Genomic DNA, 24,002 nt, shown 5'->3' with positions numbered 1-24,002 from the left:
GACGATGATGCGGGAGGCGTTTGTTGTCAGCCCGGGCGGGAGCGATGGTGGAGCGCACCTGTCGCAGTTCTGCGACAGGTGGTGCAGCGCCACTGAAGGCGGGAGACGCGATGGCTCAGTGGTTCAGCTCGAACCGCTTCAGCTTCCGGTGCAGCGTGGCACGGCTGACGCCGAGGGCCTTGGCGGCCGCCGACACATTGCCACTGGCGCGCAGGAGCGCCCGCTGCAGCACCGCGCGCTGACCGCCGGCGAGGTGGTCGCGCGCGGTATCGCCGCCCAACAGATCCGCCGCAGGCACCGGCTGCAACGGCCGGCCGGGCGCGATCCCGAGGCTCACCCGGGCGGAGCGGGTGGCGCCGATCACGAGATCGTCCGCATCGACTGCGACGAGGCCGCTGCACTGTCCGTCCGCCGCGGGCGTCAGTACGATGCGGGCGTGGGCGAAAGCCCTGCGAAACAGATCAGCCTCGATGCGCCTCGCCGCCTCGCATGCCGCCAGCGCGATCAGATTGGAAAACGCATCGGTGCGGTCGGCCCGGCAGGAGGAGACGTCGAGCACGCCGGCAAAGGCCGCCTCATGGTCGTAGATCGGTACCGCGGTGCAGCTCAGAAGCGTGTTGCGCGTGAAGAAGTGCTGGTCGCGGTCGATCGTCAGCGGACGCTGCTCGACGACACAGGTGCCGATGCCATTGGTTCCTTCATGCTCCTCGCTCCAGAGCGCACCGGTCCACAGGCCCCAGGACTGGAATGTGGCATCGTCTGCCGGTGTGCCGCGACGGTCGACCGGCACGCCCTCGCCGTCTGCGAGCAGCACACAGCAGCCGCTCGCACCAACCGCCTGATAGAGCCGGTCCATCGCGACTTGCGCGGCGGCCAGCAGCGGCGCGATTCGCTCGCGCGCCTGGTGCAGCTCCACCTCTGTCAGCCGCATCGGCGAGGTACGGCCGGCGGGATCGAGATGGTGCAATCTGGAGGAACGGCGCCACGAGGCCACGAGCGCGGACCGTGCCGCCTGGCCTGACGCGATGGCGGCCTCGACACGGGCCGCGTGATGCCGGCACATTGGCCCATTCATCACTGTTTCCTCCGGATGGCAGTCTAGGCTGTGCCCGCACGGCACGGTTGATCTGCGTCAACTTGGAGCGGCAGCGGCGGAAGCCATGAGCCCGTTGCGGCCCTGCCGTCAAGGCGGCCGTCCCGTTCCAGATCTACGACTTTGGGACGTGTTTTTCGAAAATTGCGGTCGGCGCTATTTCGCCGGGATCATTCGAACAAGATCGTGCGGATTGACATAGTCGAGCTGGAAGCGCGCCCGCTCGTCGAGCATGTCCGGATCGATCCGCGAGGTGCGCAGCAACGAGACGCGCTGCTCGCTCCTGGCGCGCTCGCGCTTGAGCTGCGCCAGCTCGCTCGTCAGCGCGATGATCTCTTGGTCGAGTTCCTGACGCGCATTGAGGCCGTATTTGCCGGTGTAGGCATTGACGCCGAAATAGCCGACGATGGCGGCCGCCATCGCATAGAGGGCAAGGCCGGTCAGGATCGATTTCAGGCGCGCGCGAGAGACCATCCTGGAAAGATGGGACAGGTTGGTTAAGGGAGTGCTAATTGCGGCTCCTGCCCGAACCACCAATCGTCGTGCCCGGGGTTGTCCCGGGCATGACGAAGACTTGGGTGTCGGCTTCAGCCGTGGTGCTTTGCGACGTGCGTGGCGAAGGCGTCGATATAGGCCTGGAGCACACCCTTCAGCGAGTCCTTGGCCAGATTGCCGTCGGCATCAAAAGCGTCGCCGACTGCGTTCAGATAGATCTCCGGCTGCTGCATGATCGGGCCGGCGATGCCCGGCAGGATGTTCTGGAGCGTCTTGGCAGCGCTGACGCCGCCGAGCGGGCCCGGCGAGTTCGAGACGATGCCGACCGGCTTGCCGTTGAACGAGCTCTTGCCGTAGGGCCGCGAGGCGACGTCGATCGCGTTCTTGAGAACACCCGGGATCGCGCGATTGTATTCGGGGGTGACGAAGATAACGCCGTCAGACCTCTGGAGCTTTTCGCGGAAGGCCAGCCAGTCGGCCGGCGGCGCGCCCTCGAGATCCTGGTTGAAGAACGAGATGCCCGCCGGCGTGACGACCTCGAGCTTGAGCGAGGCCGGCGCGAGCTTTGCCAGCGCATTGGCGATCTTCAGCGAAAAGCTGTCCTTGCGCAGGCTGCCGGCGATCGCGACGATGTTGTAGGCCATGGGGTGTCCTTGAAAGCTTGAGGGAAGTGCCGCGCGGCACTTAAGCGACCTCGGGGGATGGATGCAAGTGCATGGACCCCTCCGATTTGGAAACACTGCGTTTCTGAAACAATCGCCCCAAAAAATCAGGCCGCCAGACGGCGGCCCGATCCTTCGCGCAAACGTCGAGCCCGGATCAGATCGTCGGATTCCACGCCGACGGGATCAGGCGGTACTTGGCGCCGTCCTTCTCGACATGGCCGACCGAGGGAAAGGTGAAGTGGAAGCCGATCACGGTCGCCTTCTCGGCCGCCGCCATGTCGTAGAATTTATGGCGGGTTGCCTGCGCCATCGCGGCGTCGGTGTCGAACACCACGTGCCAGTCCGGATTGCGCAGGAAGAATTCCGGAATGTTGGTGACGTCCGACTGGATCAGCACCTTGGCATCGCCCGAGGCGACCGCGAACGAGGTGTGACCCGGCGTGTGGCCCGGTGTCGCGATCGAGGTGATGCCCGGCGCGACCTCCTTGCCCCAATCGTACTTCGTGACCTTGGATTCGAGGCCGGCAAAGGTCTTCTTCACGTTGGCAAAGTAGTTCTTCATCATCGCGTTGGGCTCGGCCTTGGCGGCGTTCTCCTCGCTGGTCCAGAACTCCCAGTCCTTGCCCGGCACCATGATCTCGGCATTCGGGAAGGCGAGTGCGCCGTCGGCCAAACGGATGCCGTTGGTGTGGTCGGGATGCAGATGCGACAGCAGCACGACGTCGATGCTCTTCGGGTCGACGCCGGCAGCCTGGAGATTTTGCAGCGTGCGGCCGACCGCGCCCTTGCTGGGCTCGAGATTGGCGACGCCGTTGCCGGTGTCGATCAGCACGAGCTTGCTGCCGGTGTTGATCAGCTGCGGATTGAACGGCACCGTGACCATACCCTTCGGCATGTAGGACGCCTCGCCTGCGGCGAGCGCCTCGTCCTTCGGCACGTTGACGACGAACTTGTCCGGCATCGGGAAGGTGCGCGCACCGTCATTGATCGAGGTGCACTCGTAGGACCCAACCTTGTAGCGATAGAAGCCCGGCGCCTGCGTGCCAGTTTGCGGCACTGAGGCATTCGCAATATTCGGCCGAAGCCCGGTAACGGCAGCCGCGCCGACGGCAGCGGCACCTGCGAGCAGGTGGCGGCGATTGAGGTCAGTCATGGAAAGTCCCCTTCTGAGCACTGCGGTTTTCCGCTTTCATTGGCGGCGGAATAATCTCCCGCCGCGCTCAGAAGGCAAGACCTTCTTTCGGTGACGTGCCGCCGCACATCACGATTATTTATTTGGGTTGATGAGGAATTTTTCGCCGGTGGCCCGTTTGGCGTAGACCGCGATGTTGGCGGGATCGAGCGCTTCCTGAAGCGACACCACCTTGGTGTAGTGGCTGGCAAACGTCGTCTTCAATTCGTCGACGACGCGCTGGCGCAGCTTTGCCCCGTCCGCCTGACCGATCTTCATCAGGAACGGAAACAGCAGCCAGCCGCCGACGCCCCAGGCCATGCCGAAGCCGCGCGGCAGCTCGATCGGGCGGACATCGAGCCCGCCGTAGACGTAGACCTGCTTATGCACGTTGGAGCCGTAGCGGCTGTATTCCTTCGCGGTCTTGTTGATCGCGACTTCCATGCAGTTGAGGATGTCGCCGGCGAGCTTGCCGCCGCCGATCGCATCGAAGGCGATGGTGGCGCCGGTCTCGACCAGCGCATTGGTGAGATCGCCGAGAAAGCTCGGCGCCGTGGAATCGACGACATGTTTGGCGCCGATCTTGTGCAGGATATCGGCCTGCTCCTTGCTGCGGACGATGTTGACGAGCGGTATCCCGTCCTTGATGCAGATCTTGTTCAGCATCTGGCCGAGATTGGAAGCCGCGGCCGTGTGCACCAACGCCTTGTGCCCTTCGCGCCGCATCGTCTCGGTCATGCCGAGGGCGGTCAACGGATTGACGAAGCAGGAGGCGCCTTCGGCCGGCGTGGTGCCTTCAGGCAGCGGCAGGCACTCGCGCAGTTTCAGCGTGCGGTACTGGGTATACATCGCGCCGCCGATCATGGCGACGGTCTTGCCCATCAGCGCCTTGGCGGCATCGGACGAACCGGTCTTGATGACCACGCCGGCGCCCTCGTTGCCGACCGGCATGGATTCGTCGAGCCGGCCCGCCATCGCCCGCATCGCGCCTTCCGGCACCTTCGCGGTGATGACGGGGGCATCCTTGCCGCCCGACGCTTTCGCCGTGCTCATATCGGCTGCGCCGATCAGGAGCCCGAGGTCGGACGGGTTGATCGGCGCCGCCTCGACGCGGACGACGACCTCGTCCGGGCCCGGTTCGGGCGTCGGCACGTCCAGGAGCGAGATCTCGAGCTCACCGCTCTTCTTAATCAGCGAACGCAGTTGCAGGCCGGTCTTGCCGTCGCTCATGTCGATCCTCCCCTGTCCGTGTTGGTGAAGCGCTGGCTTATGCCAGCGCCTTCAGTGCCGCCTTGCCGCCGTAGAGCGCCTGCTTGCCGAGCTGCTGCTCGATGCGCAGGAGCTGGTTGTATTTGGCGGTGCGATCGGAACGTGCAAGGGAGCCGGTCTTGATCTGACCGCAATTGGTGGCGACGGCGAGATCGGCGATGGTGGAATCCTCGGTCTCGCCGGAGCGGTGCGACATCACCGAGGTATAGCCGGCCTTGTGCGCCATCTCGACGGCGGCGAGCGTCTCGGTCAGCGTGCCGATCTGGTTGACCTTGATCAGGATCGAGTTGGCACGGCCGGCCTTGATGCCCTCGGCGAGGCGCTTGACGTTGGTGACGAAGAGATCGTCGCCGACCAGCTGGCACTTCTTGCCGACGAGGTCGGTGAGCTCCTTCCAGCCGTCCATGTCGTCTTCCGACATGCCGTCCTCGATGGTGACGATCGGATAGCGCGAGACGAGGTCCGCAAGATACTTGGCCTGCTCGGAGATCGAGCGGGTCTTGCCCTCGCCTTCATAGACGTACTTGCCGTCCTTGAAGAACTCCGTCGAGGCGCAATCGAGGCCGATCACAATGTCGGAGCCCGCCTTGTAGCCGGCCTTGCCGATCGCATTCATGACGAATTCGAGCGCGGCGTCGGCCGACGGCAGGTTCGGGGCAAAGCCGCCCTCGTCGCCGACATTGGTGTTGTGGCCGGCCTTCTTCAACTCCGATTTCAGCGTGTGGAAGACCTCGGCGCCGTAGCGCAGGCCCTCGGCGAAGGAGGACGCGCCGACGGGCAGGATCATGAACTCCTGGAAGTCGATCGGGTTGTCGGCGTGCACGCCGCCATTGATGATGTTCATCATCGGCACCGGCAGGAGCCGCGCCGAGGTGCCGCCGACATAACGATAGAGCGGCATGTCGAGCGAGTTCGCGGCTGCCTTGGCGCAGGCCAGCGAGACGCCGAGGATGGCGTTCGCGCCGAGCCGGCTCTTGTTCGGCGTGCCGTCGAGGTCGATCATGATCTGGTCGAGCTGGGCCTGCTGCTCGACATCGAGGCCGCTCAGGGCCTCGAAGATCTCGCCGTTGACGGCGCCGACCGCCTTGGTGACGCCCTTGCCGAGATAGCGGGCCTTGTCGCCGTCGCGCAGTTCCACCGCCTCATGGGCGCCGGTGGAGGCGCCGGACGGCACCGCGGCACGGCCGAGCGCGCCATCTTCCAGCACGACGTCGACCTCGACGGTGGGATTGCCGCGGCTATCCAGGATTTCACGTCCGATGATGTCGATGATGGCGGTCATGAGGGCCTCTTTTCGGGGAACGGAGGGGGCAGTTGGCGGTGCTTCTACCGCAATGCATCGAAGCGGAAAAGGCCGGGTGACGGCCGCACGATGATTGGCTAAGAGGGCCGCACGGAGGCGGCCTCATGTCGAAAAATCCCAGCAAATCGAAGAACTCACGCTCGAACCCGGCTGCCCTGCAACTCGGCCGCGCGGTGGAATGGCCGGATGCGCCCGAGAAGGCGAAGCTCGATCGCGTGCCCAATCCGCAGGCGGGTACCGATTACCTGGTGCGCTTCACCGTGCCGGAATTCACCTCGCTCTGTCCGGTCACGGGACAGCCGGATTTCGCGCATCTGATGATCGACTACGCGCCGGGTGCGTGGCTGCTGGAGTCAAAGTCGCTGAAACTCTACATCGCAAGCTTCCGCAATCACGGCGCCTTCCACGAGGACTGCACCGTGATGATCGGCAAGCGCATCGCCAGCGAGATCAAGCCGAAATTCTTGCGCATCGGCGGCTATTGGTATCCGCGCGGCGGCATCCCGATCGACGTGTTCTGGCAGACCGGACGCGCGCCGAAGGGGCTCTGGGTGCCGGAGCAAGGCGTCGCGCCGTATCGCGGGCGGGGTTAGCCACGAACGGGACCTGCGGCCGGCCATTGGCTGCGCGGCAATGAGGCCGATCCCTAATAAGCGCTCAGCAGATCCACCTTCGCATTCGCCAACACCAGCCGCCGCGCCAGGATGGCTGCGAGGTTGCGCATGATCTTCAGCGAGGTCTCGGGGTGCAGCCGTCGGTAGTCCGCAAAGCTGTCGAGCGGCAGTTCGAGGCAGGTCACCGGCGTGTCGGCGAACACATCGGCGCTGCGGCCCTGCTCCAGGATCGCCATCTCGCCGAATTCCATGCCGGGGCCGAGCGAGGCCAGCCGCACGCCGCTCCGCAATTTTACGCTGACCATGCCGCTCTGCAAGAAGAACAATGAGTTGGCGGGCTCGCCGGCGGCGATGATGCGTTGACCAGCGGAATAGTGGCGCGTGGTGGACAGCTTGACGATGGCGGCGATCTCGTCGGTGTCGAGCTCGGCCAGCAGCGCCTGTTCGCCGAGATGCGCGCTCTCCTTCACGTCGGTGAAGCCACCGAAGCGGTAGATCACCTGGTCCTCGGCCCATTCGATGGCATCGTCGAGCAGTGCAAAGCGGCGCAGCCGGCGTGGCTCCGCCGTGCGCGCCGAGATCGCGGCCCACACCGCCGAGGTCTCCTCGAAGCCCGACAGGATCGTGGTGATGCCTGCATTGCCGAGCGCCGTCAGGGTCTCGCCCAGAAGCTCGGCGCCGGCCGAAGTAATATCCGGAACGCGGCGGAAATCGACGATCAGCAGCGGCGCGTTCGGCGGCTCGCTGGTGAGCCTTCGCGTGACGTAATCGATGGTGCCGAAATTGAGCGCACCGACCAGCTCGAGGATGCGGATGTCGCTATGGCGATCATCGAGGATCTGCTGCTCGTGCGGCGGGCGGCTGCGGCGCGAGGAGATGCCGTAGACGTCGTAATCGGCCATGATGCAGGTACGGACGTCGGCATTGCGGTTGAGCATGTGCAGGTCGAACCGCGCCGACAGCGCCTCGCAGACCTTCAGGCCACGCACGCTGTTGAAATGATTGTCGAGCAGCGGCGAGAAGGTACCGAGCCCCAATTGCGAAGGCAGCGCCGCGACGATGCCGCCGCCGACGCCGCTCTTGGCGGGAATCCCGACGCGATAGGTCCACTCGCCGGCATAGTCGTACATCCCCGAGCTCGTCATCACCGACAACGTGCGCGCGACGATGTGCGGCGTGATCACCTGCACGCCTGTCACCGGATTGATGCCGCGATTGGCGAGAGTGGCCGCCATCACGGCCAGATCGCGCGCGGTCACCAGGATCGCGCATTGCCGAAAATACACATCGAGCACCGCATCGACGTCGTCCGGCAGCACCGCGTAATTGCGCAGCAGCCACGCGATGGCGCGGTTGCGGTTGCCGGTCGCGGTCTCCGAGACATGCACGGCCTCGTCGACCCCGAGCTCGCGCCCGGCGAACTGGCTGAGCTTGGAGCGGACGCGCTCGAAGGCGCCCTTCCCGTCCACTCCGTAGATCAGTCCCGAACATGCGATCGCGCCGGCATTGACCATTGGGTTGAAGGGACGGTTGTCGTTGGTGAGCCGGATCGAATTGAAGGCTTCGCCGCTCGGCTCGACCCCGATGGTTGCAGCGACACGCTCCTCGCCGACCGTCTCCAACGCAAGGGCAAAGACGAAGGCTTTCGAGACCGACTGGATCGTGAACGGCACTGCGCTGTCGCCGACCTCGTAGACGTGGCCGTCGATCGTGACGAGCGCAACGCCGAAATGACCGGGGTTGGCGCGCGTCAATTCGGGAATGTAATCGGCAAGCTCGCCAGAATTGTCGGTCCTGAATTCCTCGTAGCAATCGGTCAGGAAACGCCGCAGCGGTGGTCTCGTGGGATATCCGGTCGATCGGGTCGAACCGGCAACGCTGGGCGAACGGCTGGGCTGGGCATCCACGGTGTCACCTTCGGTTTTGCTCAAAATCGAAGCAATCCGCGTGCCATGCATGCAGAGGCACCCGTGGCACGGTGACGCGAATTGCGCGTTTTCGCGACCAAACGGCGGCGAACAACAAGATCGCCGCCAACCCGGGGCAATTCCCGCCTCATGCTTCCGACCGCAAGCTCAGCGGTTGATCCAGCTCGATTGCGAAGAGCGGTAGTTCGATACTTCCGTCAGGGCCGCGCGTCAGCCGGGGCTCGCGGCTTGAGCAGCCGCGCGCAGACGAAGCCGAGCGCAACCATGATCGCTGCGCTCGCAAACAGGGTCGGCATCTTGCCACCGTGCTGGAGACCGAGGCCATAAGCGAGCGGCCCCACCGTCTGTCCCATGAAGAAAAAGAACGAATGCAGCGACAGCGCGGTCGCACGGGCCTCGGCCGAGAGCTCGCTGGCGAAGACCTGCAGACAACCATGGGCGATGTAGAAGCCCCATCCCATCACGACGAGATTGAGCGCCTGCACTTCCCAGCGAGGGCCGAAGGCGACGACAACGAGCTGCGAGGCCACCAGCGTCATGCCCGCGATCATCATGCCCTTCATGCCCAGCCACGGCAGCAGGCGCGACACCGTCAGCGTGTAGAACAGGCCGCCGACCGCAAAGCCCGCGATGACGATTCCGGCGATCGAGAGCGATGTCTGCCCGAGCTCGAACAGGAACGAAGCGATGTAGGGAAACAGGCCGAGCACGCAGCAGCCTTCGATGAAAACAGCCGAATAGCACACATAGGCGTTCGGGTTGGTGAAGATGGTGCGATAGCCGGCCTTCAGCGCCGACAGGCTGGTCTTTGGCGGGTGCTTGACCCTGGCGCCACGAAAACCGGCGGCGACCGCGATCGAGGCAACGATCACGAGCACACCGAGCACCGCCAGCACGCCGCGCCAGCCGAGGAAATCGCCGATCAGGCCGGAGGCGGAGGCGCCGAGGAGATTGCCGGTCATCGCGCCCGCGAGCGTGCGGCTGATCGCGACCTGGCGCTTCTCCGGCCCGACGAGATCGCTGGTCAGGCTGAGCGCCACCGGAAACACGCCGCCGGAGCCGATGCCGGCGAGGATGCGGGTTGCGAACAGAACCGAGAACGAGGTCGAGAACGCACCCAGGATGTTGGCAAGGCCGAGCAGCGCGAGGCAGCCGATCATCAGCCGCGTCTTGCCGAACAGGTCGGCAGCGGCGCCGACGATCGGCTGGATGATCGAGAAGGTGAAGGCGAACACCGCGGCAAAGCCGGCAGCGGTCGCGATGCTGACGCCAAAATCCTCGGCGACGTGCGGCAGCACCGGATCGAGCGCGCGCGCGGAGAGCGCTGCGGCAAAGCTTGCACCGGAGATGACATAGAGCGCGGCCGGCAGGCCGTGATCGTGCGGCCGCGCCTCGCCTTGCTGCATCAGCGCGGGTTCTTTGCGATGGCGTCGAACGCCATCAGCTTTCGGATCAGTCCTTCGAACTCGCGCAGCGGCACCATGTTGGGTCCGTCGGACGGCGCGCGATCGGGATCGGGATGGGTCTCGATGAAGACGCCGGCAACGCCGACGGCGACAGCCGCGCGTGCCAGCACCGGCACGAATTCGCGCTCGCCCCCGGAGGAGGTCCCCTTCCCGCCCGGCTGCTGCACCGAATGAGTGGCATCGAAAATCACCGGAGCGCCGGTGGTGCGCGCCAGGATCGGCAAGGCGCGCATGTCGGACACCAGCGTGTTGTAGCCGAAGGACGCACCGCGCTCGGTGACGAGCACGTTGGGATTGTTCGCGCTGGTGATCTTGGCGACGACGTTGGCCATGTCCCAGGGCGCCAGGAACTGCCCCTTCTTGACGTTGACGACCTTGCCGGTCGCGGCCGCGGCCAGCAGCAGATCGGTCTGCCGGCACAGGAACGCCGGGATCTGCAGGATGTCCACGGCCTGCGCCACGTCGGCGCACTGCGTGGCCTCGTGCACGTCGGTCAGGACCGGCAGGCCGAGCGACGATCGGATTTCCGCGAAGATCGGCAGCGATTGCGCGAGCCCCAGCCCGCGCGCGGCGGATGCGCTGGTGCGGTTGGCCTTGTCGAACGAGGTCTTGTAGACGAGGCCGATCTTCAGCCGCGCGGCGATCTCCTTCAGCGCGGAGGCCACCTCCAGCGCATGCTGGCGGCTTTCGAGCTGGCACGGCCCGGCAATGATCGAGATCGGCAGATCATTGCCGAATTTGACCGTGCCGACGGTGACGACCGGCGCCGCTGACGTCGAAGAGCTCAAGGCAAATCCCTCGTTTCGCCGCGACCATAGCGGCGATGAAGGGCGGATCAACCCTATTCGGCCCGGGCTGTTTGAATATCAGGGTTGCGCGGGGTTCCCCGCACTGCGCCCTGCGGCGGGAGACGCTACCTGACCGACGAGAAGGCCGTCGGCGTCAGCAGCTGGCTGACGATATTGCCGACGATCTGGCCGTCCGCCTCGCTCTCGGCGCGTGCCTTCATCCAGTCCGGGTCGGTCATGAACTTGCCCCACTTCGCTTCGCGATCGGCGAGCGAATCCCAGGCCAGGAAATAGGTCAGCTCCTGGTTCGATTCGCCGATCAGAGTGGTGAAGAAGCCGGCCTGCTTGATGCCGTGCTTTTCCCAGAGCTTCAGTGTCACCGTCTCGAACCGCTTCAAGAGCGCCGGCAGGCGGCCGGGCACGCAGCGATAGATGCGCATTTCATAGATCATCGGAGTTCACTCCTGCATTGTTGTTCTTGCGGCAGGGAGTTGTCGCAACAAATGGCGCGATCGTCAAAGGCGGGGAAATCAGACCAGCCGGCTCTGCACCATCGCCGCCTGAATGAAGGACGCGAACAGCGGATGCGGCTCGAACGGCCGCGATTTCAGCTCCGGATGGAACTGGACGCCGATGAACCAGGGGTGATCCTCGTACTCGACGATCTCCGGCAGCACGCCGTCGGGCGAGAGGCCCGAGAATTTCAGGCCGTGCTGCTCGAGGCGATCCTTGTAGGCGGTGTTGACCTCGTAGCGGTGGCGGTGGCGCTCGGAAATCTCGGTCGCGCCGCCATAGACCTGCGAGACGCGGCTGCCGCGGTTGAGCGCGGCAGGATAGGCGCCGAGGCGCATCGTGCCACCGAGATCGCCGGCCTTGGAGCGCTTCTCGAGCTCGTTGCCGCGCAGCCACTCCGTCATCAGGCCGACCAGCGGCTCCTTGGTCGGGCCGAACTCGGTTGAGTTGGCCTCCTCGATGCCGACCAGATTTCGCGCGGCCTCGATCACGGCCATCTGCATGCCGAAACAGATGCCGAAATACGGCACGTCGCGCTCGCGCGCGAACTGCGCCGCGCGGATCTTGCCTTCGGCGCCGCGCTGGCCGAAGCCGCCCGGCACCAGGATGCCATTGACGTGCTCGAGGAACGGCGCGGGGTCTTCCTTCTCGAAGATCTCGCTCTCGATCCAGTCGAGATTGACCTTCACCTTGTTGGCGATGCCACCATGCGAAAGCGCCTCGATCAGCGACTTGTACGCATCCTTCATGCCGGTGTACTTGCCGACGATGGCGATGGTGACGTTGCCCTCGGGATTGCGGATGCGCTCGTTGATCTGCTGCCAGCTCTTGAGCACCGGCGGGATTCGCGAGCCGATGCCGAAGGCGGCGAGCACTTCGTCGTCGAGGCCCGCGTTGTGATAGGCTTCGGGCACGGCGTAGATGCTGTCGGCATCGCGCGCCTCGATCACCGCGCTTTCGCGTACGTTACAGAACAGGCCGAGCTTGCGGCGCTCCTCCTTCGGAATCTCGCGGTCGGTACGGCAGAGCAGGATGTCCGGCTGGATGCCGATCGAGCGCAGCTCCTTCACCGAGTGCTGCGTCGGCTTCGTCTTCAATTCGCCGGCGCTGGGGATGTAGGGCAGCAACGTGAGGTGGATGTAGATGGCGTGATCGCGCGGCAACTCGTTCTTGAGCTGGCGTATCGCCTCGAAGAACGGCAGGCCTTCGATGTCGCCGACAGTGCCGCCGATCTCGACCAGCACGAAGTCGTAATCGTCGTTGCCGGAGAGGACGAATTCCTTGATGGCGTTGGTGACGTGCGGAACGACCTGGATGGTCGCACCGAGATAGTCGCCGCGCCGCTCCTTCGAGATGATGTCCTGGTAGATGCGCCCGGTGGTGATGTTGTCCTGCTTGGTCGCGGGCCGTCCGGTGAAGCGCTCATAGTGACCGAGATCGAGATCGGTCTCCGCGCCGTCATCGGTCACGAACACTTCGCCGTGCTGATACGGCGACATCGTCCCGGGATCGAGGTTGAGATAGGGGTCGAGCTTGCGGAGGCGGACCTTGTAGCCCCGGGCCTGCAGCAGGGCACCGAGTGCCGCTGAAGCCAGACCCTTGCCGAGCGAAGAAACCACGCCGCCGGTGATGAATATGTACCGCGCCATGGGGCTTAACCTCTAATCCCTCGAATTCGATTCGCCAAAGCGATTCGTATTCCGCCCCAAATAATCTGCGGGCCTGTGGGTGAGCCAAAACTGAGAGTGGTGACAGAGCCTTGATGGGGATTTTTGATGCAGGACGGTAGAAGCCGCCCTGCATGGCCCCCCTGCTTTATTGCGAACGCGGAACCTGGGGGCCGCTCGGCGCCGGCGCGGGCTGCTGCTGCTCGTCGGCCTTCTTCAGCGAATCCAGGATGCCGCCGGAGGTCGGCGGCGCGATCGGCGATCCGCCGGCCGGCTGGCCCTGCGACGCCGGCGTGCCGATGATCGACGAGGGCGCACGATTGTAGCCGGCATACCAGGACAGGAACAGGCTGGTCAGGAAGAAGCCCGCGGCCAGGATCGCGGTCGTCCGCGACAAGAGATTCGCGGTGCCGCGGCTCGACATGAAGCCCGCGCCGCCGCCCATGCCGAGGCCGCCGCCTTCCGACTTCTGGAGTAGGACGGCGCCGATCATGACGGCGACGATCATGAGGTGGATGACGATGACAACAGTCTGCATAGTGTCCTTCCGTCACAAGCCGACAGCGCCGGTACCGGCAGCCGATCGCGCTTCGCGGGTTTTCCTGAAGTTGCGCGGTGTTACACGATCGGAAACGGCATTGCCACCCCCGATCGGGCCCGTATCCGCGCTTTGAGATTAGCTAGGGGCAGCCCTTCGCAATGGCAAGAAAATCGGCCGCCTTCAGGCTGGCGCCGCCGACCAACGCTCCGTTGACGTTCTTCACGGCCATCAGCTCGGCTGCGTTCGAGGGCTTGACCGATCCGCCATAGAGGACGCGCATCCTGGCGCCGTCAGCTTTGAACCGGGAGGTCAGGAACTCCCGGATAAAGCCATGAATTTGCTCGACATCCTTGGACGTCGGGGTCAGGCCGGTACCGATCGCCCAGACCGGCTCATAGGCCACGACCAGATTCGCCGCCGTGGAGCCGTCCGGCAGCGAGCCGTCGAGCTGGCCGCGCAGGACGTCCAGGGTCTGGCCGGCATCGCGCTGGCCTTGTGTCTCGCCAATGCAGACGATCGCGACCGCCCCGGCCCGCCGGGCGGCCTCGGCCTTCTGCCGGATCAGGGCATCGCCCTCGCCGTGGTCGGCGCGGCGCTCGGAATGTCCGACGATGATCGAGGTAGCGCCCGCATCCACCAGCATTTCGGCCGCGATATCACCGGTATGGGCGCCCGAGGCCTTGGGATGGCAATCCTGGGCCCCCACCGCGACGTTCTTGCCGCGCGCCCTCTCGGCGAAGGCTGCGATCAGGGTCGCCGGCGGGCAGACCAAGAGATCTGCCTTGCCGTGCACCTCTGCCGCACCATTGAGCATGGCGTCGAATTCGGCAGTCGCGCTCTTCAAGCCGTTCATTTTCCAGTTGCCGGCGATCAGCGGTCGGATGGCATCGGTCATGTCGATTTCCAGCAAAATGAGGTTTGTGCATGCGCTAGCAGAGGTGTCGCGGCAGTTCCAGAGACCCCGGGCCTTTAACCGCAGCTGCGAACGACCGCCTGACCCGAGGTTGCGGGGGGAAAGCCGCCACTTTATGATGATTGATCAATTTGGTGACGCGCTTTTGCGGAATCTGCATTAAAGACGCGCTCCGTTCCCCTCCTGCCAAACAAGTTGGACCAAATGCTTCGAGGAATGCGCAAGGCCTCATCAAACTGGCTCGGCAAGACCATTATGGCCGTGGTGATGGGCGTGCTGATCGTCAGTTTCGGCGTTTGGGGCATCGCCGACATCTTCAAGGGCTTCGGGCAGTCCACGGTCGCCAAGGTCGGCGGGACCGAGATTTCGCTGAACGAGTTCCGCCAGATCTACACCGATCGCCTGCAACAGATCAGCCGTCAGTTCGGCCGTCCGCTGACGCCTGACCAGGCGCGCGCGTTCGGCCTCGACCGCCAGGTGCTCCAGCAGACGATCGCGGAAGCCGCCCTCGACGAAGAGGCGCGCCGTCTCGGGCTCGGCCAGTCCGACGACCAGATCCGCCAGGTCATCATGAGCGATCCCAACTTCAAGGGCGTCGGCGGCAGCTTCGACCCGAACCGCTTCCAGGCCATGATCCGCAATTTCGGCTATACCGAGCAGCGCTACGTAGCCGACCAGCGCAAGGTCTCGCTGCGACGGCAGATCACCGGCACGATCGGCGCCGGTCTCGAGCCGCCGAAGGCGATGATCGACGTGCTGACGCGCTTCCAGAACGAGCAGCGCGCCATTGAATTCGTCAGGCTCGATGCGGCCCAGGCAGGCACCATCGACGCGCCCTCGCCCGAGGCGCTCGCCGCCTATTTCGAGGATCACAAGGTCCAGTTCCGCGCGCCCGAATATCGCAAGATCGCCTTCGTCGTGGTCTCGCCGGAAGAGATCGGCAAGTGGAGCGAGGTCTCCGACGACGACGCGAAAAAGCTGTTCGACCAGCGCAAGGACCGCCTCGGCACGCCGGAGAAGCGCCAGATCCAGCAGCTCGTGTTCCCCAACGCCACCGAGGCGCAGGCCGCGCGCGAGCGGCTCGTCGGCGGGATGTCGTTCGAAGATCTCGGCAAGGAGCGCGGGCTCAGCGCCTCCGACATCGACCTTGGGCTCGTGACCAAATCCTCGCTCGATCCCACAGTCGGGACTGCCGCCTTCGCGCTTCCCGCGGGGGAGATCAGCCAGCCGATCCAGGGCGCTCTCGGCACCTCGATCGTCAAGGTCGACAAGATCGAGCCGGGCAAAGAGGCGAACTACGCCAGCCTTGCCGGCGACATCAAGCGCGAGATCGCCACCGAGCGCGCGCGCGTCAAGGTCGCCGATCTTCGCGACAAGATGGAAGACGAGCGCGGCGGCGGCTCCAGCGTGATCGACGCGGCGCAGAAGCTCGGCCTCACCGCCGTGACCATCGACGCCGTCGACCGTTCGGGCCGCGCCCCGAACGGTCAGGCGGTCGCCAACATCCCGCAGGGCCTCGACGTGGTGTCCCAGGCCTTCAACACCGACGTCGGCGTCGACAACGACTCGATCTCGTTCAAGGGCGGCTTTGTCTGGTACGACGTGCTTGCCATCACGCCGTCCCGTGACCGCAATCTCGACGAAGTTCGCGACCAGGTCGAGGCGCGCTGGCGGCAGGACCAGATCGCGACCAAGCTGAAGGCCAAGGCGACCGAGATGGTGCAGAAGCTCGAATCCGGCGGCAAGCTCGCCGACGAAGCAGCCGCGGTCGGCGCCAAGGTCGAGACCGCGACCGGCTTCAAGCGCGACGACTCGCCCGCCAGCGTGCCCGCAACCGTCGTGGCGGCGGCCTTCCGCGCCGCCAAGGACAGCGTCGGGCAGACGCCGGTGACCGGCGGCACCGAGGTGATCGTGTTCCGCGTCACCGACATCATCGATCCCACGGTCGACGCCGCTTCCGACGCGGTCAAGAAGCTGAAGGACGGCCTCGATCGCGCGCAAACCGAGGAGCAGGTCGCCTCCTATGTCAACAAGCTCGAAACCGACATCGGGACCAGCATCAATCAGGCCGCCTTCGCGCAGGTGACCGGCGCGAACCAGTGAGTTGAAAGCACGCGATGGACGACCTGAAATCGATCATTGGAAAAGTGGCGACCGGCGCCAGCCTGTCGCGTGAGGAAGCGGCGTCCGCCTTCGACGCCATGATGTCCGGCGAGGCGACGCCCTCGCAGATGGGCGGCCTCCTGATGGCGCTGCGGGTGCGCGGCGAGACCGTGGACGAGATCACCGGCGCGGTCGCGGCAATGCGCTCCAAGATGCTCACGGTCGACGCGCCCGCGGACGCGGTCGACATCGTCGGCACCGGCGGCGACGGTTCGGGCTCGGTCAATGTCTCGACCTGCGCCTCCTTCATCGTCTCGGGTGCCGGTTTGCCGGTGGCCAAGCACGGCAACCGCGCGCTGTCGTCGCGCTCGGGCGCCGCCGACGTGCTGGCTTCGCTCGGGGTGAAGATCGACCTCCGGCCCGAACAGGTCAGCCGCTGCGTGCGCGAATGCGGCATCGGCTTCATGTTCGCCCCCGCCCATCATCCCGCCATGAAGAACGTCGGCCCGACCCGGGTCGAGCTGGCGACGCGCACGATCTTCAATCTGCTCGGCCCCCTGTCCAATCCGGCCGGCGTGAAGCGGCAGATGGTCGGCGTGTTCTCCCGCCAATGGGTGCAGCCGCTGGCGCAGGTGCTGAAGAATCTCGGCTCCGAATCCGCCTGGGTGGTGCACGGCTCCGATGGCCTCGATGAGATCACCCTCACCGGCCCGACCTTCGTCTCCGCGCTCCACAATGGCGAGATCCGGAATTTCGAGGTGACGCCGGAGGAAGCCGGCCTGCCGCGCTGCGAGCCCGGTGCGTTGAAGGGCGGCGACGCCGACGCCAATGCGATTGCGCTGCAGAGCGTGCTCGACGGCAAGCCGAGCCCCTATCGCGACGTGGCGCTGATGAACGCCGCCGCGGCGCTGGTGGTGGCTGGCCGCGCCAAGGATCTCAAGGAAGGCGTCGCGATCGGCGCAACGTCGCTCGACAGCGGCGCGGCGAGCGCACGGCTGAAACATCTGATCGCGGTCTCCAACGGCTGAGTTTCCCATGTCGGACATCCTGACCAAGATCGAAGCGTACAAGCGCGAGGAAATCGCAGCCGCTAGGCGCGCACGGCCGCTTTCGGACGTCGAGGCGGCGGCGAAGGCGCAACCCGCTCCGCGCGGCTTCCTCCGCGCGATCCGGACCAAGCTCGGCCATGGCGACTACGCGCTGATTGCCGAGATCAAGAAGGCCTCGCCCTCGAAGGGACTGATCCGCGCCGATTTCGATCCGCCGCTGCTCGCGAGGGCCTACGAAGCCGGCGGCGCCGCCTGCCTGTCGGTGCTGACCGACACGCCCTCGTTCCAGGGCCATCTCGACTTCATGGTGGCAGCGCGCACGGCGACATCGCTGCCGGTGCTCCGCAAGGACTTTCTGTTCGACACCTATCAGGTGGCGGAGGCCCGTGCGCATGGCGCCGACTGCATCCTGATCATCATGGCTGCGCTCGACGACGCCACCGCCAAGGATCTCGAAGACGCTGCTATCGCCTATGGCATGGACGTGCTGATCGAGATCCACGACCGGGCCGAGCTCGACCGGGCGCTGAAACTCCGTTCGCCGATGATCGGTGTCAACAATCGCAACCTGCGCACCTTCGAAACCACGCTTGCGACCAGTGAAGGATTGGCGCCCCTGATTCCCGGGGACCGGCTGATGGTCGGCGAGAGCGGCATCTTCACGCCCGCCGATCTCGCCCGGCTCGAGCGCGTCGGCATGTCGACCTTTCTGGTCGGCGAAAGCCTGATGCGGCAGGCTGACGTGACCGCCGCCACGCGTACGCTGCTGGCGCGTGAGACTGCGCTCGCGACGGGTACGCGCTGACATGGCGCGCAAATCCTCGGCGCGCAAATCTTCGGCGCGAAAGTCCTCCGCGGCCAAGTCCTCCGCGACCAGGCCATCCAGGAGGGTCGGCCCTGCCCTCACCCACATCGGCGCTTCCGGCGAGGCACGGATGGTGGACGTGTCTGACAAGCCCGCGACCGAGCGGCTCGCGGTCGCGGAAGGACGCGTCGTCATGACCAGGGCGACGCTTGATCTGATCGTCTCCGGCAACGCCAAGAAGGGCGACGTGCTCGGCACGGCCCGCATCGCCGGCATCATGGCCGCCAAACGCACCTCGGAGCTGATCCCGCTCTGCCATCCGCTCGCGCTGTCGAAGGTGACGGTCGAGATCGAGCCCGACGCAAAGCTGCCCGGCTGCCTCGTCCGCGCCAGCGTGAAGGTCACTGGGCCGACCGGCGTCGAGATGGAGGCGCTCACCGCCGTCTCGGTCGCCTGCCTCACGATCTACGACATGATCAAGGCGGTCGAGCGCGGCGTGCGCATCGAGGGCATCCACCTGGTCGAGAAGCTCGGCGGCAAGTCCGGCCATTACCGCGTCTAGAACCTCATTCCGATTGCATCGGAACGGAGCTCCGGATTTCTGTTTTGACGCGTTTTCTTTACGCGAACCGGTGCCCACTTCGCTTGAAAATGCTCTGGTGCGCGCCGCTATTTCAGCGACGTGCTGATCGACCCGAATTTTGTATTGAGCTTGCTGCCCATGCCGTTCACGACGGTGATGATCGCAAGCGCGATGCCGGCGGCGATCAGGCCGTACTCGATCGCGGTTGCACCGGTTTCGTCGGCGAGAAAATTCTTCAAAGTATTCTTCATGATCGTATCCTCTCTGCTTCGTTGCGAAGACACTCGCAATTCGTGTGCCAATGCGGACATGAGGATCGCCAGCACCTTAGATGGTTAAGCTCGCGTTGATCATCGCGATGCCCGGCAGGAATTGACCGGCCCGGTGCAAGCAACCGGCAAATCCTGCACGTCTCGTGTCCCGCGCATCGATCGCTTTTGTGCGCGTTCGTTCACGGCGCGTTAACCCACCTTCCTAACTTTGCCTCCACCCCGTTCCCGTAAACCAACGGATGCTTTCGGGGCCGAGAATGACCCTGACGTGTGCACGGCAACGATCGAGCATGATGACGAGATTCGGCAGTCGCCTTTTTGACCAGGCCTTCGCGCGCAGCGGGCCGATCCGCTGGCTGGTCGTGGGCGGCGCGCTGCTGATCGCGGCGATCGCCGTCGGCGCGACGCTGATGGCGCAGAACTTCCGCGAACGCGCGTTGCGCAACTCCGCCCGCGAGCTGGAAAATACCGTGCTGCTGCTCGCCCATCATTTCGATCAGCAGTTGCAGGATTTCGCCGTCATCCAGAAGGACTTCGTCGACCACGTCCGTATCAGCGGCATCGCAACCGTGGAGGACTTTCGCAAGCGCCTCGCCGGCCAGGACATCCACCGGATGCTGCGCTCGAAGATCGAGGCACTGCCCTATATGGGCGGCGTCAACGTCATCGATGCCGAAGGCAATTTGATCAATTCGTCGGCGGCATGGCCAGCCCCGAAAGTGAACGTTGCCGATCGCGCCTATTTTCGGACCTTCAAATACGATCCCAACTCGCCGGACGTGCTGATCGAGCCGCTGTACAGCCGCGTCTCCGGCGCCTGGACCATCCTGATCGTGCGCAGGATCAACGGACCGAACGGCGAGTTCATCGGCGTGGTCGGACGCGGCATCGAACCGGCCAATTTCGAGAAATTCTTCGAACCCGTCGTGCTCGGCGAGAGCGCCACGATCTCGATGCTGCACCGGGACGGCACGCTGCTCGCCCGCTATCCTCACTCCAGCGAATTGATGGGGCGGAATTTCAAGAACGGCGCGTTCGAGCAGCAGAGGGTCTTCGGGCTCGATCACTTCGCCGGTCACTTCACGAGTCCCGTCGACGGAGAGGACCGGCTGATCTCCGCGCATGCCCTGCCCCACTTCCCGATTCTGATGATGGCCACCACGACCCGCGCCGCAGCCCTTGCAGATTGGCGCGAGCAGATCGGCATCCTGATCTCGGTCGCCGCCTCTTCCGCGCTCGCCATCGCGGGCGTGCTGATCGCGATCGTGCGCAAGCTCATGGAGCAGCACCGCCTTTCGCGCGAGCGGCTGACGCTGGAAAAGCAGCGTCTCGATCGCGCCGTCAACAACATGACCCAGGGCCTGTTGCTGTTCGACGCTTCGCAGCAGCTCGTGATATGCAACCAGCGCTACATCGAGATGTACGGGCTGTCGGCCGAAATCGTGAGACCGGGCTGCAGCTTCCACGACATCATCGCACACCGCAAGGCCACCGGCTCGTTCACGGGCGATGTGGACCTGTACGTCGCGCGGGTCCTGCGCGACATCCATGCGCGCAATTCCATGGTGATCGACACCTCCGATGGGCGCTCGATCCAGATCGTCAACGAACCCCTCGCGGACGGCGGCTGGGTGGCGACGCATGAGGACATCACCGAGCGCCGGCGCATCGAGGAGCGCATCACCCATCTCGCCCATTACGACGCGCTGACCGACCTGCCGAACCGCGCCCTGTTCCACGAGCGTCTGCGCGAGGAATTGGCTGTCGTCGCCGGGGGCGAGCAGCTCGCGGTGCACTACATTGACATCGACGAGTTCAAGGGCGTCAACGACGCGCTCGGGCATCTCGTCGGCGACCAACTGCTGAAGTCGGTCGCGCACAGCCTCCGCCGCTGCGCGGGGCCGGCGGACTTCGTGGCGCGGCTCGGCGGCGACGAATTCGCCATCATCCAGGGAGCGGTGACATCGCTGGACCAGGTCAACGAGCTCGTCGCACGTGTGTTCGAGGCCATCCGCGCCCCCTTCGACTGCATGGGCCATCATCTTGCGACCGAGGCCAGCATCGGCATTGCGCTGGCGCCGCAACACGGCACGGCGCTCGACCAGATCCTGAAGAACGCGGACATGGCGATGTATGCCGCCAAAGCCGCCGGACGCCGGACCTATCGCTTTTTCGAGCCGGCCATGGATGCCAAAATCCACGAGCGGCGCCAGCTCGAGATCGACCTGCGCCACGCCATCGCCCATGGCGGCCTCGAGGTCTACTACCAGCCCTGCCTCAGCCTCAAGGACGACCGCATCACCGGCTGCGAGGCGCTGGTCCGCTGGCGCCACCCCGAACGCGGCATGGTCTCGCCCGCCGAATTCATCCCGATCGCGGAAGACACCGGCCTGATCAACGAGATCGGCGAATGGGTGCTGGCCACCGCCTGCCGCGACGCCGCCGCCTGGCCCGACGACATCCGCCTCGCCGTCAACGTCTCGCCGGTGCAGTTCAAGAGCGGCACGCTGGCGCTGAAGATCGTGGCGGCGCTCGCCGCGTCCAATCTGCCCGCGAGCCGGCTCGAGCTCGAGATCACCGAGGCGGTGCTGATCCGCGACGACGACACCGCGCTTGCGATACTGCACCAACTCCGCGCCATCGGCGTGCGCATCGCGCTCGACGATTTCGGCACCGGCTACTCCTCGCTGAGCTATCTGCACCGCTTCCCATTCGACAAGATCAAGATCGACCGCTGCTTCGTCAACGACATCGCCGGCCCCGACGGCTCCGCCAGCATCGTCCAGGCCGTCGTCAATCTGGCGGCCGCGCGCCGCATGACCACCACGGCCGAAGGCGTCGAGACCGAGGAGCAGCAGCGCCTGCTGCGCGCGCTCGGCTGCTCCGAGATGCAGGGCTATCTGTTCAGCGCCGCAAAACCGGCCGACCAGGTGCTGGAGCTGTTCGCAGTTCATTGCAGCCGCCTCGCCCAGCGCGGTAGCGAGGAAGGCCGCCGCCGCGAGGCGAGCTAGGGATCTGACCCCACAGGTGCGGTCGTCAGCTCATGGGGCCCAGGGGGACCGCTTGGAATTAAAGACCATTTGGTCTATATATCGGAAATGCGTCACCGAGCCACAGTCCAGTCACCCCGTGGCCGGCCCCGAGGTTTCGACACGGAAGCCGCCGTCGAACGCGCGATGGGTGTGTTCTGGTCGCGTGGCTATCACGCCACGGCGCTGCCGGACCTTCTTCGTGCGACCAAGCTCTCGCGTGGCAGCCTGTATGCCGCTTTCGGTGACAAGCACTCGCTGTTCCTGCGTGCGCTCGATCGCTACATCGCCGATGCCCTGACACGGATGGATGTTGAACTGGCGTCCCGCCGGGAGCCGGTGGACGGCCTGCGGGCCTTCCTTGCCGGGTATGTCGACCGAACCAGCGGCGCCAAGGGGCGGCGTGGATGCCTGCTGGTGGCCACGGCCATGGAACTGGCCGGTCAGGATGCCGACGTTGAGCGTCGCATCGCGAGCTTTTTCGAAGCCATGAAGGCCAGGGTGGCCGATGCACTTTCCCGCGCGAAGGCGGCGGGCAAGCTGGCCGACGGCGTCGAGCCTGCAAGTACCGCCGGAATTCTGGTCTGTTTCGTCGAGGGGCTGCGCGTGGTCGGCAAAACGGCACCGACACGGAGCAAGTCGCAAGCCACCGCCGACGCTCTTCTCGACCGCTTCATCAGGTAGACAACCCGTTTCATTGGGATAGCGACCTTGGGCACCTCCGCCGTTCAACACGCCAATATCTGGACCAATCGGTCTTGAAAGGAAGGGTGCCATGTCCGCCATCGAGATCGTCTGTGCCGTGGCCGTTCCCCTGCTCTGGGGTTATCAGTTCGTGGCCATCAAGGTGGGCGTGACGGAGTTTCCGCCTCTCTTCTTCCTCGCGCTGCGCTTCCTGGCGATCGCGCTGCTGCTCGTTCCGGTGGTCAAGAAGCCCACGCGTCGGCAGTTCGGCCCGATCGCAGCGATTTCGATTTTCCTCGGGGGACTGAACTTCGGGCTGTTCTATGTCGGCCTTGGGCTCGGCTCGGGAAGCATGTCGGCCGTCGCATATCAACTCGCCACGCCCTTCACGGTCCTGCTGGCGTGGCCGCTTCTTGCCGAGAGGCCCTCACTGACCACCTCCGCCGGCGTCGCTCTTGCATTCGCCGGCGTGGTCGTGTTGGCAGCGGGGCCCGGCCTGTCGGCAAACGCGCTTCCGCTGCTGCTTGTGGTCGCGGCGGCCTTCGCATTCGCCGTATCCAACGTCTTGACGAAACGCTTCGGCCCTTTTGATCCCCTGATGTTGATGGGATGGTCGTCGCTGTTCACGGTGCCTCAGGTGATGTTGATGTCGCTGCTCTTCGAGCATGGACAAGTCGCGAGCCTGGTCACGGCGGATGGACGCGGTTGGCTGGCGCTCGCCTATACGATCTTCATCGGAGGAATTGTCGGGTTCGGCCTCTGGTTCTGGTTGATCGCCCGCTGCTCCATGGGCCGCGTCGCACCCTTCGGTCTATTGCTTCCGGTGTTCGCCCTGATGTCGAGCGTGCTGTTCCTTGGCGAGCGCGTCACCCCCAAGTTGATTGTCGGTGGACTGCTCGCGATCTCCGGCGTCGCCCTGACACAGTTAAGACCCGGCGCGCGGGCAATTTGAGCAGTCGTCGTTCTTGAGCCGAGACGTCAGCCCGTGAGGATCTGACCGTGGTGATTCGTCCGGCGATGGGCCGAGCGCGGCGGCCGCTACGAGGCCACC

Annotated in this window: 22 protein-coding genes; 8 read left to right on the top strand and 14 right to left on the bottom strand. The window is 65.1% G+C overall.

The window, feature by feature from the left end:
• Positions 1 to 115: 115 nt before the first annotated feature.
• The 6 genes from OC450_RS23080 to eno form a co-directional block, all read right to left on the bottom strand.
• Entirely contained in the window at positions 116 to 1,075 is a 960-nt protein-coding gene (locus OC450_RS23080) for a helix-turn-helix domain-containing protein (RefSeq protein WP_262048743.1), read from the bottom strand.
• A gap of 174 nt (positions 1,076 to 1,249) precedes the next feature.
• Positions 1,250 to 1,567, bottom strand: a complete 318-nt coding sequence (locus tag OC450_RS23075) for an FtsB family cell division protein (protein WP_211387139.1) — start codon at positions 1,565 to 1,567, stop codon at positions 1,250 to 1,252.
• A gap of 113 nt (positions 1,568 to 1,680) precedes the next feature.
• Complete coding sequence (locus OC450_RS23070) at positions 1,681 to 2,232, bottom strand: NADPH-dependent FMN reductase (protein ID WP_211387140.1); 552 nt, start codon at positions 2,230 to 2,232, stop codon at positions 1,681 to 1,683.
• Positions 2,233 to 2,407: 175 nt separating this feature from the next.
• Positions 2,408 to 3,406, bottom strand: coding sequence for an MBL fold metallo-hydrolase (locus OC450_RS23065; RefSeq protein WP_211387141.1), 999 nt, complete (start codon positions 3,404 to 3,406; stop codon positions 2,408 to 2,410).
• Between the two features lie 114 nt (positions 3,407 to 3,520).
• Positions 3,521 to 4,654, bottom strand: coding sequence for a zinc-binding dehydrogenase (locus OC450_RS23060; RefSeq protein ID WP_211387142.1), 1,134 nt, complete (start codon positions 4,652 to 4,654; stop codon positions 3,521 to 3,523).
• A gap of 37 nt (positions 4,655 to 4,691) precedes the next feature.
• Positions 4,692 to 5,975 carry a phosphopyruvate hydratase gene (eno, locus tag OC450_RS23055; protein WP_211387143.1) on the bottom strand — a complete coding sequence of 428 codons (1,284 nt, stop codon included), beginning with the start codon at positions 5,973 to 5,975 and terminating at the stop codon, positions 4,692 to 4,694.
• Positions 5,976 to 6,100: 125 nt separating this feature from the next.
• On the opposite strand from eno, the gene queF reads away from it, so the two are divergent.
• The gene (gene queF, locus OC450_RS23050) at positions 6,101 to 6,589 is read left to right on the top strand and encodes a preQ(1) synthase (RefSeq protein WP_211387144.1); all 489 of its coding nucleotides are present in this window, start codon (positions 6,101 to 6,103) and stop codon (positions 6,587 to 6,589) included.
• A 53-nt stretch (positions 6,590 to 6,642) separates the two neighbouring features.
• Here queF and glsA read toward each other — a convergent pair whose 3' ends face one another.
• The 7 genes from glsA to tpiA form a co-directional block, all read right to left on the bottom strand.
• Positions 6,643 to 8,517, bottom strand: coding sequence for a glutaminase A (gene glsA / locus OC450_RS23045; protein ID WP_262048753.1), 1,875 nt, complete (start codon positions 8,515 to 8,517; stop codon positions 6,643 to 6,645).
• A gap of 218 nt (positions 8,518 to 8,735) precedes the next feature.
• On the bottom strand, positions 8,736 to 9,944 hold the full coding sequence (locus OC450_RS23040) for an MFS transporter (protein ID WP_211387145.1): 1,209 nt from the start codon (positions 9,942 to 9,944) through the stop codon (positions 8,736 to 8,738).
• Positions 9,944 to 10,792 carry a 3-deoxy-8-phosphooctulonate synthase gene (kdsA, locus tag OC450_RS23035; protein WP_262048742.1) on the bottom strand — a complete coding sequence of 283 codons (849 nt, stop codon included), beginning with the start codon at positions 10,790 to 10,792 and terminating at the stop codon, positions 9,944 to 9,946. Before kdsA ends, OC450_RS23040 begins: the two co-directional genes overlap by 1 nt.
• Before the next feature lie 125 nt (positions 10,793 to 10,917).
• Positions 10,918 to 11,244 (bottom strand): NIPSNAP family protein, encoded by a 327-nt coding sequence (locus OC450_RS23030; protein ID WP_211387147.1) that lies wholly within the window; start codon positions 11,242 to 11,244, stop codon positions 10,918 to 10,920.
• 78 nt (positions 11,245 to 11,322) lie between these two features.
• Complete coding sequence (locus OC450_RS23025) at positions 11,323 to 12,954, bottom strand: CTP synthase (protein ID WP_211387148.1); 1,632 nt, start codon at positions 12,952 to 12,954, stop codon at positions 11,323 to 11,325.
• Between the two features lie 166 nt (positions 12,955 to 13,120).
• Complete coding sequence (gene secG / locus OC450_RS23020; protein WP_262048741.1) at positions 13,121 to 13,510, bottom strand: preprotein translocase subunit SecG; 390 nt, start codon at positions 13,508 to 13,510, stop codon at positions 13,121 to 13,123.
• A gap of 142 nt (positions 13,511 to 13,652) precedes the next feature.
• Entirely contained in the window at positions 13,653 to 14,408 is a 756-nt protein-coding gene (gene tpiA, locus OC450_RS23015; RefSeq protein WP_262048740.1) for a triose-phosphate isomerase, read from the bottom strand.
• Between the two features lie 222 nt (positions 14,409 to 14,630).
• Here tpiA and OC450_RS23010 point away from each other — a divergent pair, with 222 nt between their 5' ends.
• Genes OC450_RS23010 through moaC form a run of 4 tightly spaced genes read left to right on the top strand, consistent with a single transcriptional unit; the run spans position 14,631 to position 18,945 of the window.
• On the top strand, positions 14,631 to 16,529 hold the full coding sequence (locus OC450_RS23010) for a peptidylprolyl isomerase (protein ID WP_262048739.1): 1,899 nt from the start codon (positions 14,631 to 14,633) through the stop codon (positions 16,527 to 16,529).
• A 14-nt stretch (positions 16,530 to 16,543) separates the two neighbouring features.
• Positions 16,544 to 17,557, top strand: a complete 1,014-nt coding sequence (gene trpD, locus OC450_RS23005; RefSeq protein WP_211387152.1) for an anthranilate phosphoribosyltransferase — start codon at positions 16,544 to 16,546, stop codon at positions 17,555 to 17,557.
• Between the two features lie 7 nt (positions 17,558 to 17,564).
• Positions 17,565 to 18,383: an indole-3-glycerol phosphate synthase TrpC gene (gene trpC, locus OC450_RS23000; RefSeq protein WP_256807248.1), complete on the top strand. Its 819-nt coding sequence runs from the start codon at positions 17,565 to 17,567 to the stop codon at positions 18,381 to 18,383.
• Position 18,384: 1 nt separating this feature from the next.
• Positions 18,385 to 18,945 (top strand): cyclic pyranopterin monophosphate synthase MoaC, encoded by a 561-nt coding sequence (gene moaC, locus OC450_RS22995; protein ID WP_256807247.1) that lies wholly within the window; start codon positions 18,385 to 18,387, stop codon positions 18,943 to 18,945.
• A 107-nt stretch (positions 18,946 to 19,052) separates the two neighbouring features.
• On the opposite strand, the gene OC450_RS22990 is transcribed toward moaC, so the two are convergent.
• Positions 19,053 to 19,217 (bottom strand): Flp family type IVb pilin, encoded by a 165-nt coding sequence (locus OC450_RS22990; RefSeq protein WP_211387154.1) that lies wholly within the window; start codon positions 19,215 to 19,217, stop codon positions 19,053 to 19,055.
• A 311-nt stretch (positions 19,218 to 19,528) separates the two neighbouring features.
• Here OC450_RS22990 and OC450_RS22985 point away from each other — a divergent pair, with 311 nt between their 5' ends.
• The 3 genes from OC450_RS22985 (at position 19,529) to OC450_RS22975 (ending at position 23,903) form a co-directional block, all read left to right on the top strand.
• Positions 19,529 to 22,249 (top strand): EAL domain-containing protein, encoded by a 2,721-nt coding sequence (locus tag OC450_RS22985; protein ID WP_262048738.1) that lies wholly within the window; start codon positions 19,529 to 19,531, stop codon positions 22,247 to 22,249.
• A gap of 87 nt (positions 22,250 to 22,336) precedes the next feature.
• Complete coding sequence (locus OC450_RS22980) at positions 22,337 to 22,951, top strand: TetR/AcrR family transcriptional regulator (protein WP_410050522.1); 615 nt, start codon at positions 22,337 to 22,339, stop codon at positions 22,949 to 22,951.
• 91 nt (positions 22,952 to 23,042) lie between these two features.
• On the top strand, positions 23,043 to 23,903 hold the full coding sequence (locus OC450_RS22975) for a DMT family transporter (protein ID WP_256807244.1): 861 nt from the start codon (positions 23,043 to 23,045) through the stop codon (positions 23,901 to 23,903).
• The last annotated feature ends 99 nt before the right edge of the window (positions 23,904 to 24,002 follow it).

The sequence above is a fragment of the Bradyrhizobium sp. Bra78 genome (assembly GCF_024519855.1).
GTDB lineage: Bacteria > Pseudomonadota > Alphaproteobacteria > Rhizobiales > Xanthobacteraceae > Bradyrhizobium > Bradyrhizobium japonicum_G.
The sequence above is the reverse complement of the archived record's forward strand: the minus strand, read 5'-3'. Positions and strand labels throughout refer to the sequence as shown.

Coding starts and splice junctions, on each gene's coding strand:
- OC450_RS23080 (WP_262048743.1), bottom strand. CDS start 1,075: ATGAATGGGCCAATGTGCCGGCATCACGCGGCCCGTGTCGAGGCCGCC.
- OC450_RS23075 (WP_211387139.1), bottom strand. CDS start 1,567: ATGGTCTCTCGCGCGCGCCTGAAATCGATCCTGACCGGCCTTGCCCTC.
- OC450_RS23070 (WP_211387140.1), bottom strand. CDS start 2,232: ATGGCCTACAACATCGTCGCGATCGCCGGCAGCCTGCGCAAGGACAGC.
- OC450_RS23065 (WP_211387141.1), bottom strand. CDS start 3,406: ATGACTGACCTCAATCGCCGCCACCTGCTCGCAGGTGCCGCTGCCGTC.
- OC450_RS23060 (WP_211387142.1), bottom strand. CDS start 4,654: ATGAGCGACGGCAAGACCGGCCTGCAACTGCGTTCGCTGATTAAGAAG.
- eno (WP_211387143.1), bottom strand. CDS start 5,975: ATGACCGCCATCATCGACATCATCGGACGTGAAATCCTGGATAGCCGC.
- queF (WP_211387144.1), top strand. CDS start 6,101: ATGTCGAAAAATCCCAGCAAATCGAAGAACTCACGCTCGAACCCGGCT.
- OC450_RS23040 (WP_211387145.1), bottom strand. CDS start 9,944: ATGCAGCAAGGCGAGGCGCGGCCGCACGATCACGGCCTGCCGGCCGCG.
- OC450_RS23030 (WP_211387147.1), bottom strand. CDS start 11,244: ATGATCTATGAAATGCGCATCTATCGCTGCGTGCCCGGCCGCCTGCCG.
- OC450_RS23025 (WP_211387148.1), bottom strand. CDS start 12,954: ATGGCGCGGTACATATTCATCACCGGCGGCGTGGTTTCTTCGCTCGGC.
- secG (WP_262048741.1), bottom strand. CDS start 13,510: ATGCAGACTGTTGTCATCGTCATCCACCTCATGATCGTCGCCGTCATG.
- tpiA (WP_262048740.1), bottom strand. CDS start 14,408: ATGACCGATGCCATCCGACCGCTGATCGCCGGCAACTGGAAAATGAAC.
- OC450_RS23010 (WP_262048739.1), top strand. CDS start 14,631: ATGCTTCGAGGAATGCGCAAGGCCTCATCAAACTGGCTCGGCAAGACC.
- trpD (WP_211387152.1), top strand. CDS start 16,544: ATGGACGACCTGAAATCGATCATTGGAAAAGTGGCGACCGGCGCCAGC.
- trpC (WP_256807248.1), top strand. CDS start 17,565: ATGTCGGACATCCTGACCAAGATCGAAGCGTACAAGCGCGAGGAAATC.
- moaC (WP_256807247.1), top strand. CDS start 18,385: ATGGCGCGCAAATCCTCGGCGCGCAAATCTTCGGCGCGAAAGTCCTCC.
- OC450_RS22990 (WP_211387154.1), bottom strand. CDS start 19,217: ATGAAGAATACTTTGAAGAATTTTCTCGCCGACGAAACCGGTGCAACC.
- OC450_RS22985 (WP_262048738.1), top strand. CDS start 19,529: ATGATGACGAGATTCGGCAGTCGCCTTTTTGACCAGGCCTTCGCGCGC.
- OC450_RS22980 (WP_410050522.1), top strand. CDS start 22,337: ATGCGTCACCGAGCCACAGTCCAGTCACCCCGTGGCCGGCCCCGAGGT.
- OC450_RS22975 (WP_256807244.1), top strand. CDS start 23,043: ATGTCCGCCATCGAGATCGTCTGTGCCGTGGCCGTTCCCCTGCTCTGG.